This is a genomic window from Azospira sp., assembly GCF_030247495.1.
GTDB lineage: Bacteria > Pseudomonadota > Gammaproteobacteria > Burkholderiales > Rhodocyclaceae > Azospira > Azospira oryzae.
In genome coordinates this window covers 207578-220323 of record NZ_JAOTRW010000006.1, presented here as the reverse complement: position 1 = coordinate 220323, position 12746 = coordinate 207578, and the positions used below count along the sequence as shown (strand labels likewise).

The window sequence follows — 12746 nt, the reverse complement described above, 5'->3', positions numbered from 1 at the left end:
GCCTTCACTTCAGGTTGGCCGGGTGGCCCCGGTGGGGCGCTCCCGGCGGATAAATTACTTGCCGACGGCTTTGAGCAGATTGGCCATTTCCACGGCGGCCTGGGCGCAGTCGGCGCCCTTGACCTGCATGCGGACCAGGGCCTGATCGTCGTTTTCGGTGGTGAGGATGCCGTTGGCGATGGGCACCCCGGTCTTCAGCTGCACTTCCAGGACGCCGCGGCAGGAATCGTTGGAGACCACCTCGAAGTGGTAGGTCTCGCCGCGGATCACCGCCCCCAGGGCTACCAGGGCGTCGTACTTGCCGGTCTGGGCCATGGTCTGCAGCACCAGGGGAATCTCCAGGGCGCCGGGCACGGTGGCGATGGTGATGTCGCCGGCGGCCACGCCCAGGCGCTGCAGCTCGGCGGTGCAGGCGGAGAGCAGGCCTTCGCAGACGTCCAGGGTGAAGCGGGCCATGACGATGCCGACCTTGAGGCCGGCGCCGTTGAGGTTGATGTCGTGTTCGGGGATGTTGTCGTAGCGGGCCATGGTCTCAGGGCTTTTCAATGTCGGTGACGAAACCGGTGACTTCGAGGCCGAAGCCGGTCATGGAAGGCATGCGGCGCGGGCTGGAGAGCAGCTTCATCTTGCGCACGCCCAGCTGGCGCAGGATCTGGGCGCCGATGCCGTAGATGCGCGGATCCCACTTCTTCGGCGCCGGGGCGGCGGCCTTTTCCGGGCACAGGGCGGCGCGCAGGTCGCTGCCGCTCTGGGGCCGGTGCAGCAGCACGATGACGCCGCTGCCGTGCTTGGCCAGGGCCTGCTGGGCCTGGTCGATGGAGACGGTATGCACGCCGCCGGCAGGGTCGAGGAAGTCGAGCACGGAGACGGGCTCATGGACCCGCACCAGGGTTTCCTGATCGGCCTTGATCTCGCCCTTGACCAGGGCCAGGTGCACCTCGTCGGCCACCCGGTCGTGGAAAGCGTGCAGCTGGAACTCGCCGTGGGGGGTCTGCACGGTCTTGACGCGCAGGGGCTCCACCAGGGTTTCGTGTTCGCTGCGGTAGTGGATCAGGTCGGCGATGGTGCCGATCTTGAGGCCGTGCAGCTTGGCGAATTCGATCAGGTCCGGCAGGCGGGCCATGGTGCCGTCTTCCTTGAGGATCTCGCAGATGACGGAGGACGGCTCCAGGCCGGCCAGGGCGCCCAGGTCGCAGCCGGCCTCGGTGTGGCCGGCGCGCACCAGCACGCCGCCGGGCTTGGCGGTGATGGGGAAGATGTGGCCGGGCTGGACGATGTCGTCGGGACCGGCGTTCTTGGCCACGGCGGCCTGCACGGTGCGGGCCCGGTCGTGGGCCGAAATGCCGGTGGTGACGCCTTCGGCGGCTTCGATGGAAACGGTGAAGGCGGTGCCATAGGGGGTCTTGTTGTCCCGGGCCATCTGGGTCAGGCCCAGCTGGCGGGAGCGCTCCTCGGTGATGGTGAGGCAGACCAGGCCACGGCAGTGGGTGACCATGAAGTTGATGGCTTCGGGGGTGATGAAGTCGGAGGCGATGATGACGTCGCCTTCGTTTTCCCGGTCCTCCTCGTCCACCAGGATGACCATCTTGCCGGCGCGGATGTCGGCGATGATGTCCTGGATCGGGGAGATGGCACTGGCAGTAGCGGCATTCATGGCGTTCAGGCTTCCGGATTGAGCATGCGCTCGACGTAGCGGGCGATGAGGTCCACTTCCAGGTTCACCTTGGCGCCCACGTGCAGGCGGTTCAGGGTGGTGACTTCCAGGGTGTGGGCGATGAGGTTGATGCTGAAGGTGCTGCCGCTGACCGTGTTGGTGGTGAGGCTGACGCCGTCCACGGTCATGGAGCCCTTGCGCGCGATGTACTTGGCCAGTTCGGCCGGCGCCTCGATCTGCAGCAGGCGGTTGGCTTCCTTGCCTTCGCCGATGAGGTCGAAGCGGGTCACGGTGCCGACCCCGTCCACATGGCCGGAGACCAGGTGGCCGCCGAGGCGGTCCGCCAGGCAGAGGGCCTTCTCCAGGTTCACCGGGCCGGGCTCGGCCAGGCCCACGGTACAGGAGAGGGTCTCGGGGGAGACGTCCACGCAGTAGTGGCTGGGGGTCTTTTCCACCACGGTGAGGCAGACGCCGTTGTGGGCGATGGAATCGCCCAGGGCCACGTCCGTCATGTCCAGGCCGCCGGGCTCCACGGTCAGCCGGAAGCCGGCCTCACGGGCGGTCAGATGGGTGATGCGACCGACGGCCGCGACGATACCGGAAAACATGGATTTATCTCGGAATTTTGGGGTTGGGGAAGGGGATTTTATCACGCCACACCGGGGGACTCCGGATGGGGACCGCCCCGGGGCGGGACGGCGGCCACGGCCGCCGGCAAGTGGAACCTAGTCCTGTTCCAGCCAGGGCAGCAAGTGGCCCATGCGGGCCGCCTTGGTTTCCAGATAGTCCTGGTTGCGCGGGCCGCGGCCGGCCACATGGGGCACCCGCTCGGTCACATTGACACCCCGGGCGGTGAGGGCCGACACCTTGGCCGGATTGTTGGTCATCAGGCGCACCGCCGGCACCCCCAGGGTGTTGAGCATGGCGGCGGCGACGCCGTAGTCCCGGGCGTCGTCGGGCAGGCCCAGGGCCCGGTTGGCGTCCACCGTGTCCAGGCCCTGGTCCTGCAGGGCGTAGGCCCGCAGCTTGTCCAGCAGGCCGATGCCCCGGCCTTCCTGGCGCAGGTACAGCAGCACGCCCCGGCCTTCCTTGGCGATGGCCGCCAGGGCCGCCTCCAGCTGGGGACCGCAGTCGCAACGCAGGGAAAAGAGGCCGTCGCCGGTGAGGCATTCGGAATGGAGCCGGGTCAGGGCCGGCACGCCATCGCCCACCTGGCCCAGGGTCAGGGCCAGATGCTCCTTGCCGGAAGCGGTTTCCTGGAAACCGTGCAGGCGGAAGACAGCCCAGGGCGTGGGCAGTTCGCAGCTGGCCACCAGGGCCACGGCCGGCAGGGAAGGGGTGGAAGTCATGTTGTTATAAGTTGAATTTTATTGAGCTGTTCTCTGGGCAGGCCCACCGCGGCGGTAGGCAACTCCCCATGGGGTCATGCCATATTAGGCCAGACGGGGCCGGGCCAAAAGCGAAAAATATCGGGCGAAAAGATCAACCCGGTTCACCAATCAGGCGCCCGGGGCCACCCGCTGCAGGACCTGGAGGAACGGGGTGGCCTCCTGGAAACCCACCACCCGCAGGCCGGCGATTTCCTGGCCGGCGGCATCGAAGAAGATGATGCCGGGCGGGCCGAACAGCTTGAAGCGCTGCAGCAGGGCCTTGTCGTCCTCGCTGTTGGCGGTGACGTCGGCCTGCAGCAGGGTGAAGCCGGCCAGCTTGGCCCGGACCTTGGGGTCGGCGAAGGTGAAGCGCTCCATTTCCTTGCAGGAGACGCACCAGTCCGCATAGAAATCCAGCATCACCGGCTTGCCCGCCGCCTTGACCCGGGCTTCCAGGTCGGCCACGGATTTTACCCGGACGAAGGGCAGGGCGGGAGCCTCGGCCCCGCCGCCCGCCGCCGCATTGGCCGCCACCACGCCCTTGAGGGGCTGCAGGGGGTCCCGGGAGCCGGCCGCCAGGCCCACCACCAGGGCGGCGCCGGCCAGCAGCATGACGATGCCGATGCCCTTCCAGAAGCGCTGCCAGCCCTTGGCCGTGGCCGGCAGGGGGTCCAGAGCATGCATGAAGACGGCCGGCACGATCAGCAGCAGGGCCCAGCCGGCCATCACCAGGGCCGCCGGCAGCACCGGCGACACCAGCCACAGGGCAGTGCCGAGGAGGATGACGCCGAAGGCCTTCTTCACCGCTTCCATCCAGGGTCCGGACCGGGGCAGCAGGGTGGTGGCGGAGAGGCCCACCAGCAGCAGGGGCACGCCCATGCCCAGGGCCATGGCGAAAAGGGCGGCGCCGCCCAGCACCGCATCGCCGCTCTGGCCGATGTAGAGCAGGGCCCCGGCCAGGGGGGCGGCGACGCAGGGGCCGACGATCACCGCCGACAGGGCCCCCATGGCGAACACCGCCGCCAGGTGGCCGCCGTGCAGGTGGCTGGCCTCTTCCGACAGCTTGCTCTGCAGGAAGCTGGGCAGCTGCAGCTCGTAGAAGCCGAACATGGAGAAGGACAGCACCACGAAGACGGCGGCGAAGGCGCCCAGCACCCAGGGATTCTGCAGGGCGGCGGAGAGCAGGGTGCCGGTGAGGCCGGCGGCCACCCCCAGGGCGGCGTAGGTCACCGCCATGCCCAGCACGTAGGCCAGGGAGAGGAGGAAGCTCTTGCTGCGGGAAACGTGATGCCCCTGGCCGACGATGATGCCGGAGAGGATGGGGATCATGGGGAAGACGCAGGGCGTCAGGGCCAGCAGCAGGCCGAAGCCGAAGAAGGTGGAGACGGCCAGCCAGAAGCCGGCGTTCTGCAGCAGGCCGGCGATATGGCCGCTCTCGTCGCCGGCGGCGTCGGGCACTGCGGCCGGGGCGCTGCCCGGGGCCGGCAGGGTGACGCTGAGCTTTTGTTCCTGGGGCGGGTAGCAGACCCCGGCATCGGCGCAGCCCTGGGCCGTCACCTTGAGGGTGATGGGGCCGGACGGGTTGGCGCTCAGCGGCAGGCGGATGGCCACGCTCTTGTAATAGACCTCCACGTCGCCGAAGTTGTCATCATGCTTCTGCTTGCCGGCGGGGAACACGGGGGTGCCCAGGGTGGCGCCCTCGGCGGCGAACCTGAACTTGTCCCGGTACAGGTAATAGCCCTTGGCGATGCTGTAGCGCACCTCCACTGTCTTGTCGTCCAGGGCCCGGGCTTCGGGCTTGAAGGCCACCAGGGGATCGAGGAATTCCTGGGCGGCCACGGGCAGGGCCAGGCCCAGCAGGATCAGGCACGGCAGCAGCCGGCGCCACAACGGGGAAATCAGGGAAGCAATCACGGCGTCACTCGGGGCGGGTCTCGGTCACGACCCAGTTGAGGTAATCGGGCAGCCCTTCGGCCACGGGCCAGGCAACGATCTCCGGCACGTCGTAGGGATGCAGTTCCAGCAGGCGGGCCCGCAGTTCGGGGAAGCGGTCGGCGGCGGTCTTCAGCTGCAGGGGCGTCTCGGTGGCCATCTCCACCTTGCCCTGCCAGCGGTAGATGGAGGCGCAGGGCGCCAGCACGTTGGCGCAGGCCGCCAGACGGGCATCCACCAGGGCGGCGGCGAGGCGGGCGGCGGTTTCGCCGTCCGGGCAATTGGTCTGCACCAGCAGTACCGAGTTGGCTTTTTTGGAGGTGGTCATGGGGCCATCTTAGCCGAGAGCGGCGTTTCGCGTTTTGATCTGCCTGCGCCTGCCGCCATCTCAGCGCAACAGGCGGCGCCGGGTCAGCACCAGGGCGACGAGGAAGGCGACGGCAGTGATGGCCAGCAGCACCGCCACGTGCAGCAGGGCATTGGCCGGCACCTGGCCCTGCAGCAGGGGCCGCACCAGTTGCACGGCGTGGGTCAGGGGCAGTACCTCGGTCAGCCCCTGGACCAGGGCCGGCAGCTGTTCCCGGGGGAAGAAGACGCCGGAAAGCAGCATGGTGGGGGTGATGAAGAGGGTGAAGTAGTACATGAAGAAATCGTAGGAGGGCGCCAGGGCATTGACGATCAGGCCCAGGGCGGCGAAGGCCAGGCCGGTGAGCAGGATCACCGGCAGCACTCCCAGGGCCAGGGGCGAATGGGAGAGGCCAAGAACGAAGATCACCGTGAGGATGGCGCAGCCGGAAAGGAGGCTCTTGGTGGCGGCCCAGATCAGCTCGCCCAGCATCACGTCCTCCAGCTCCAGGGGGGCGTTGAGCATGGCCTCCCAGGTCTTCTGCACGTGCATGCGGGAGAAGGCCGAATAGAGGGCTTCGAAGGTGGCGGCGTTCATGGTGCTGGCGCACACCGTGCCGGCGGCCAGGAAGGCCACGTAGGAGGTGCCGGCCACCTCCGGCAGCATGCTGCCCAGGCCGTAGCCCAGGCCCAGCATGTAGATCAGGGGGTCGGCCAGGTTGCCCAGGATGGAAGGCAAGGCCAGCTTGCGCCAGACCAGGAAATTGCGTTGCCACACGGGAAACCAGCGGGCGGAAAGGCGGGGCGGCGCGTAGAGGGAAGGGGAGGAAGTGGCGGCATTCATGGCGCCATTATCCGACCTTGGCGCCCGGAAGGTAAGCACCCCGGTCGGGGCGGGGCCGCCGACCGGGGGCAAACGGGCCTCGAACGGGCCTCAGCAGGCGCTGAAAACCGTCTCCGTGCCTTGGTCCCAGCCGTCCCAGAGGAAGTCGTCGGACTTGCCGTCGGCGATCAGGCGCAGGGCGTAGCGCACCTGCTCCTCGTAGAACTGGCAGAAGGCGCCGGTCTTCTCCATGCCGCCGTTCATCTCGTTGGCCTCCGCCGGGCAGGGACTGCCGCAGAAGTGGCGGATGGGGCAGGAGGCGCAGGGCTCGAACTTGTCCACGTCCCGCCCGGTGACTTCCTTGAAGGCTGGCGATTCCAGGGCGGCGGCAACGCCGTCGGTGAACAGGTTGCCGCCCTCGAAGGCCGGCAGGCCGATGAACTCGCTGCAGGGAAAGAGGCCACCGTCTGCCGCCAGGGCGAAGAAGGCCCGGCCGCCGCCGCAGGGGGAGATGTCGCACATCAGGCGCCGCGCCGTGGGCGCCAGGATGGCCAGCAGGATGTTGGCGAAATTGGCCACCACCAGCTTGCGCCCGGTCTCCCGGTACAGCTCGTGGGTCCGCTCCAGGGCGGCAATGAAGGCCCGGGCGAAATCCCCGTCCGCCGGCTTGACCCCCCGGGCGCCGGAAAGGGTGCAGCGCACCGCGTTGAGCATGCAGGTGGGCACCTGGTGGCGGTGGAACAGCTCCACCATGTCCGTCAGGTGGGCCAGGTTTTCCGTGGTGCAGGTGGTGATGACGCTCCAGGAGCCGTAGCCCTGGAGCCGCTCCATGGCCCGCAGCACGTGCTGGTGCACCCCCTGGCCGGCCCAGGTGTGGCGGGTGGCGTTGGTGATGGGGGCGGTGGGACCGTCCAGGGAAAGGCCGATGCTGACGTTGCGCTGCATGAGGAAGTCGGCGGCGGCATCGGTGAGCAGGGTGCCGTTGGTCTGCACGCCGAAGGCGAAGTCGTCCTGGAACAGGTCGATGGCGGCGAACAGGGCCTCCCGGTTCATCAGGGGTTCGGCGCCGTGGAAGATGAGGCGGGGCTTGCGCGCCCCCTCGCCGCCGTCCATCACCGTGGCGAAGTATTCCTTCAGCCGCTGCAGGGCCCCCAGCAGCCGTTCCGCCGGCATATCGCTGCCGTGGCGGCGCAGGGTGTCGGGGATGTAGCAGTAGGTGCAGTCCAGGTTGCAGCGTTCCGTCGGGTTCACATAGACGCCGGAGGGCTTCAGCTCGAAGCGCAGGGCGTGGATTTCCTGGGCGAACCTTGCCGCCTGGGCCCGGAAGCGCTCGGCCAGCTCGCTGCCGCACAATTCCGTCTCCACCCGGTCCTTGTCCACCAGGGACCAGAAGGCAGTCTCCGGGTGCAGCAGGGCCACGTAGCGCTCATGGCCGATGTCGTAGGGCTGCAGCCGGCGCAGGTGGGGAGCCGGACCGTTCACTTGGCCGCCTTCCGGTCCATCAGGACGTAGTGGGAGAGGCCGATGCCGTCCGGGTTGCAGGACTTGCGGCTGGCGATGACCGGGGCCGGGGCGGCGGCCTGGGTGGGCTGGGTGGCAGCCTGCTGGGCAGTGGTGGCTTGGCTGGTAACTTGAGTGGTGGCTTTCATGGGGTCCTCCCGCGAAGGTATGAAAAAAAGCAAAAGGGCTCCGGCGGCCTGTCTCGAAAGAAACATGCCGCCGGAGCCCTTTGCCTGGAACTCCACGACTTCCGCCCGTCTTCTGGCTTACGGATCGACCGGTCCTGCTACTGGGTTCCCCCTTCCCGCCGCATTTTCTGCAGCAGTGGGTGGCGTGGAAAAACTGCACCACGCCGTGGAACGACCGTCCCCGATTACAGCGGCGGGCCCGCCACGGAGTTGCACCGTGTTCCGAAAGCGGAAGCCGAATGGGGGCGGATTCTGGCCGCCGGCCCGGGGAGGGTCAAGGCCGACGGCAGCCGGATTTGATCCAGGTAAAGCGCCTCTGTCCGGGGTCGGATTTTTGCCCGGCAGCCCTGCGCTTGCCTCCTTGCCCTGCCCCCTTGCCCTTCCCCCCTCAGCGCCCGCCTCCGGGCCCGCCGATGGCCCGCAGGGGCGCCGCCGGGCGCGGTGCCTCGCCGCCCGCGGCGGACTCCGGCTTTCTCTGGGCTGCGCCGCAGATGCGCTCCGGGTCCAGCACCTGGAGGATTTTTTCCCTGTCCGGCTGGCGCGGCTTGATGATGGCCTGCACGTAGCCGGCGTCCTGGCGGATCATCTCCGGGATCGGCTCCAGGCGCTCGGCGTCGAATTCGGGCACGGCATAGAGATCGTCCACCAGCAGCCCCATGAGGCCGTCCCGCACCCGCACCACGACGATCTGGCTGTGGTTGTCCACCTCCTTGGCCGGGTAGTTGAGAAGGAAGCGCATATCCACCACCGGCACCAGGGTGCCGCTGTCGCCGCCACCGCTCTGGAAGCTAATGACGCCGCAAAGATAGCGGCGGGAGCCGCTCATGGGGGAAAGCCGGGCCGGGTCCACCGCCTCCAGCACTTCGGCCGCCGGCAGGCCGTACACCTTGTCGCCGACGATGAAGGTGGCCAGCTCCACGCTCTGCCCGCCCCGGGCGTGCAGGTCGCCGTAGCTGCCTTCCAGCACCGCCGGGCGCCGCTCCCGGGGGGCCGCGGCGGCACTGCCGTCGCCCACGGGAACGAACACCAGAGCCACCACGTCGTTGCTGTAGTCGCCGCTATTCTTAAATTCCCGGTAGCCGAAGGAGGCGGTGCTGCCGACGATCCAGGTGCGCCCGGCCAGTTGCACCACCCGGGAGCGGCCCTCGCCGTTGGCGGCGGCGAAGAGGCTCTTGTCCACCTCCAGCAGGCTTTCCGCCGGGAAGCGTTCGTCGGAGGAGGCGATGATGCGGCCGCTGCGCTCGGTGAAGACGGCGAAGGCCCCGGCCTGGGGCGGCAGGGAATCGGCCAGCATGGCGGCGAACTGGGGCGCTGCGTCGAAGACGATGCCGATGCCCCCCACCACCTTGGCCGGATCGTCGGGATGGCGGATGGCGGCGTTGTAGACGTAGGTGGGGCGGCTGCCGTAGAGCCAGCTCTTCTCGAAGGGGGAGACGCAGTAATGCTGGGTGCTGGGCAGGTAGAAGACGGACTGGACCCAGCCCGCATCCACCTTCTTGCCCACCAGGTTGAGGCTGTCGCCGTGCAGGTTGGAAGCGGCGACGATGGTGCCGGAAAGGTCGTACACGAAAAGCCGGGAATAGACGGTGTACAGGCTGTTGATGTATTCCAGGATGCCGGCCATGGCCTGGGCCTCCGCCTCGCCGGGACGGCCGGCGGCCATGCTGCGGCGCAGGGCCGAGGTGAGGGCCCACCAGCGGCAGTCGTTGGCCCGCTCGTAGAGGTTGCGGTCCATGATGTCGATCATCAGGCGGGAGATGAACTGCACGTCCTGCAGGCTGGAGGAGATGGCGGTCTGGTAGAGGTCGGCGATGGAGCGGGCGAAGAGGTCGCTGGTGCGGTCGCCGGTCTCGGAAATCTGCTGCAGCACGGATTTGAGCTTGAGCAGGTCGCCCCGCTTGTCGGCAGCCATGATCTGGCCGTTCCACACCACCCGGCGCAGGGAGAGGTTGATGCCCTCGGCTCCCCGGGCGATGTCGGCCAGGGCCGGGCAGAAGGTGTCGGCGTGGGCCAGCACGCCCTCCAGCACCTCCGCCGGCAGGCTCTCGGCGGCCTGGCCCAGGCCGGCGCGGAAGGCGGAGCTGACCGGCACCATGACATGGCCCACCCAGCCGGGCCCGACGTAGCCCTGGTAGCCCCGGGTGGGGCAGGTCCTGGCCAGGTACTCGCGGCCGCCCCAATCGACGATGCGGTAATCCGCATCCCGCACCTGCTCCAGGCGGCGGCCCAGGGGCACGTGGTCGGCATCGCTGGAGGCGATCACCGTGCCCTGGGCGTCCAGCAGCAGCATCACCGAACGGTCCTCCCGGCGACGCAGGTTGCGGAAGATGCTCTCCGTCTCGTCGGCAAAGCGGAAGCACAGGCACAGCACCCCCAGGGGCTCGCCGCTGTCGCCGTCGTCGATGCGCTGGGAGTAGATGAGGGCCCGCTCCAGACCGGGGCGCAGGTCGCTGGCGCGGAAGGTCTCCACATAGCCGTCGGTGTGCAGGGTCTGTTGCAGCAGGGGGTCCTGGGAGAAGAGCACGGGGCTGGCGCTATCCAGGTGGGCGATGACCCGGCCGTTGAGGTCCAGCACCAGGATTTCGTCGTACACCGTGTATTTGTCCCGGTACTCCTGCAGGCGGCGCAGGATGCGGGCCTTCTCCCCTTCCAGGGTCTCCTGGTCCGGCGCCTCCTTGCGCTGGCGGATGAAGTCGCGGATGTCCTCGTCCGTGGCCAGGAAACCCACGTCGGCGGTGCGCTCGTAGAGGTTGCGGATCAGGATGTCCACCGCCACCTGGGCCTTGGAGCCGATTTCCAGCACCACCTTGCGGATGTTCTCCTGCACCAGGTTCTCGATCAGCTGCCGCTCCAGGCGGCCGAAGCCCTCCCGGGTGGCACCCATGGTCGGCAGGATGGTCTTGGCCTCGGCCGGGCAGTTCATCTTGGCCGTGGCCTCGATCATGCCCCAGGTGAAATTGAGGTTCTCCAGCTGCTTTTCGCACTGGGCGACGCTGCGCATGAAGGGGATGAAGGCCTCCACCAGGCCCTGGTTGTCGTCGTGCATGGCACTCCTCCTAGGATGGCGCCGGCGGTGGGCGTGAGGGCCCCTGCCAGTCGGAATACGGGAGGTCGTGCGGTGGTGGTCGGGCCTTATGGGGAACGACAGGCAGCGGGCTGGCCCTGGGCCGCTGCCGGCGCCCGGGTCGATGCCCGGGTCATGGGTGGGGAGATTGTAGCGTGAAGCCCGGCTTTGCATAGCCCCCGGGAATTCCCGGGGCAGGGGGCAACCCTCAGTCCCGCAGTTCGCGGCCGGTGAGCTTGATGAAGACGTCTTCCAGGTTGGCCGCCCGGTGCACGTAGTGCAGGCCCGGGGCGGCGGTCAGGGCCTCCAGCAGGGATGCCGGCTCGCGGCAATAGAAGAAGGCCGTCTCGCCGGAGATTTCGCAGCGGTCCGCCAGATGGCCGTGGCCTTCGGCCCAGGCCGGGGCGTTTTCGCCGTAAACCTCCACCACCTGGGGCTCGATGTGGCTGGCGATCAGCTCCCGGGGGCTGCCCTGGGTAATCAGGCGGCCGTGGTCGAGCACCGCCAGCTGGTGGCAGAGGCGCTCCGCCTCGTCCATGAAGTGGGTGGTGAGGATAAGGGTCTTGCCCCGGGCGGTGAGGGCCTTGAGGCGCTCCCAGATGAGGTGCCGGGCCTGGGGATCGAGGCCGGTGGTGGGCTCGTCGAGGAAGACGATGTCCGGGTCGTTGACCAACGCCCGGGCCAGGGTCAGGCGCCGCTTCATGCCGCCGGAGAGGCTTTTCAGGGGCGACTTTTCCTTGCCGCCGAGGCCGGCGAATTCCAGCAGCTCGGGAATGCGGGCCAGCACCGTGGCGTCGCTGAGGCCGAAGTAGCGGCCGTACACCAGCAGGTTCTCGGCCACCGTGAAATCCGGGTCCAGGTTGTCGAACTGGGGCACCACACCGGTCCGCAGACGGGCTTCCCTGGCCGCCTGCGGCACGGGCAGTCCGTTCAGCCGCACCGCGCCGGACTCCGGGGCCGTGAGGCCGAGGCAGCAGCGCAGGGTGGTGGTCTTGCCGGCGCCGTTGGGCCCGAGCAGGCCGAAGCAGGTGCCCGGCTCGACGGCAAAGGAGACGCCGTCCACGGCGGTGAAATCGCCGTAGCGCTTGACCAGGGATTCGACGATCAGAGGTTGCACAGGAGCCCTATCCATTTCTGTTTGAGCCCTGCCCGGGAAGGCAGGAGGGATGCCGTTCTCCGGCCAGGCAAGGCGGAGATGCCCGTCCTTGCTGGCTGCCACGGCATCGGTTGGTCAGTGTTTCCAGGCGCGGGTGATGATGTCTTTCAAGACGTGCAGGCGGCGGTGGAAGAAATGGTCCGCCCCCGCCACCACCACCACCGGCAGGTCCATGGGCTCGGCCCAGGCCAGCACGTTTTCCAAAGGCACCGTTTCGTCCTTGGAGCCGTGGATGACGATGGTGTCCGGCGCCACGGCGCTGGTGTTGTACTGGCGCGCCCCTTCCACATGGCCGGAGGCGGTGCCCACCAGCACCAGGCGCTGGGCCGGGTGACCGGCTTCGGCCAGGCGGGCGGCCACCTTGGCCTGGACGTAGGCACCAAAGGAGAAGCCGGCCAGCACCACGGGCAGGTGGCCGAAGCGCTCCTTCGCATAGTCCAGCACCGCCAGCATGTCATCGCTCTCGCCCTGGCCCTCGTCGTGGCTGCCTTCGCTCTGGCCGACACCGCGGAAGTTGGGGCGCAGGGCGACATAGCCCAGCTGCACCAGGGTGCGGGCCAGGGTCTGGGCCACCTTGTTGGTGTTGGCGCCGCCGAAGAGGGGATGGGGATGGCCGATGAGGGCGATGCCCTTGGGCGCCCCCGGATTCTCCAGGATCACCTCGATCTTGCCGGCAGGACCGTCCAGCAGCAGCAGTTCGGGTTCGACGCGCAT

General features: G+C 68.4%; 12 protein-coding genes and 1 riboswitch. All 12 genes read right to left on the bottom strand.

Annotated elements, in window-relative coordinates; genetic code table 11:
• Positions 1-54 precede the first annotated feature (54 nt).
• Positions 55-528 carry a 6,7-dimethyl-8-ribityllumazine synthase gene (ribH, locus tag OEL49_RS10775; protein WP_014235824.1) on the bottom strand — a complete coding sequence of 158 codons (474 nt, stop codon included), beginning with the start codon at positions 526-528 and terminating at the stop codon, positions 55-57.
• 4 nt (positions 529-532) lie between these two features.
• Positions 533-1654, bottom strand: coding sequence for a bifunctional 3,4-dihydroxy-2-butanone-4-phosphate synthase/GTP cyclohydrolase II (ribBA, locus tag OEL49_RS10770; RefSeq protein WP_014235825.1), 1122 nt, complete (start codon positions 1652-1654; stop codon positions 533-535).
• A gap of 5 nt (positions 1655-1659) precedes the next feature.
• A complete protein-coding gene (locus OEL49_RS10765) occupies positions 1660-2262 on the bottom strand; it encodes a riboflavin synthase (protein ID WP_014235826.1) in 603 nt (200 codons plus the stop codon).
• Positions 2263-2379: 117 nt separating this feature from the next.
• Positions 2380-3003 (bottom strand): GTP cyclohydrolase II, encoded by a 624-nt coding sequence (gene ribA / locus OEL49_RS10760; protein ID WP_014235827.1) that lies wholly within the window; start codon positions 3001-3003, stop codon positions 2380-2382.
• Between the two features lie 150 nt (positions 3004-3153).
• Positions 3154-4938, bottom strand: a complete 1785-nt coding sequence (locus OEL49_RS10755; RefSeq protein WP_287874661.1) for a protein-disulfide reductase DsbD — start codon at positions 4936-4938, stop codon at positions 3154-3156.
• Between the two features lie 4 nt (positions 4939-4942).
• A complete protein-coding gene (gene cutA, locus OEL49_RS10750) occupies positions 4943-5284 on the bottom strand; it encodes a divalent-cation tolerance protein CutA (RefSeq protein ID WP_287874660.1) in 342 nt (113 codons plus the stop codon).
• 60 nt (positions 5285-5344) lie between these two features.
• A complete protein-coding gene (locus tag OEL49_RS10745; protein ID WP_287874659.1) occupies positions 5345-6145 on the bottom strand; it encodes an ABC transporter permease in 801 nt (266 codons plus the stop codon).
• A 90-nt stretch (positions 6146-6235) separates the two neighbouring features.
• Positions 6236-7606, bottom strand: a complete 1371-nt coding sequence (gene cbpB, locus OEL49_RS10740) for a peptide-modifying radical SAM enzyme CbpB (RefSeq protein WP_287874658.1) — start codon at positions 7604-7606, stop codon at positions 6236-6238.
• On the bottom strand, positions 7603-7773 hold the full coding sequence (gene cbpA / locus OEL49_RS10735) for a modified peptide precursor CbpA (RefSeq protein WP_287874657.1): 171 nt from the start codon (positions 7771-7773) through the stop codon (positions 7603-7605). The genes cbpB and cbpA overlap by 4 nt, the downstream gene beginning before the upstream one ends.
• Before the next feature lie 86 nt (positions 7774-7859).
• A riboswitch (cobalamin riboswitch) is annotated at positions 7860-8060 on the bottom strand.
• 140 nt (positions 8061-8200) lie between these two features.
• Complete coding sequence (locus OEL49_RS10730; RefSeq protein ID WP_287874656.1) at positions 8201-10858, bottom strand: chemotaxis protein CheW; 2658 nt, start codon at positions 10856-10858, stop codon at positions 8201-8203.
• A 226-nt stretch (positions 10859-11084) separates the two neighbouring features.
• Positions 11085-12008 (bottom strand): ATP-binding cassette domain-containing protein, encoded by a 924-nt coding sequence (locus tag OEL49_RS10725; RefSeq protein ID WP_014235834.1) that lies wholly within the window; start codon positions 12006-12008, stop codon positions 11085-11087.
• 99 nt (positions 12009-12107) lie between these two features.
• On the bottom strand, positions 12108-12746 hold the full coding sequence (locus tag OEL49_RS10720; RefSeq protein ID WP_287874655.1) for an alpha/beta hydrolase: 639 nt from the start codon (positions 12744-12746) through the stop codon (positions 12108-12110).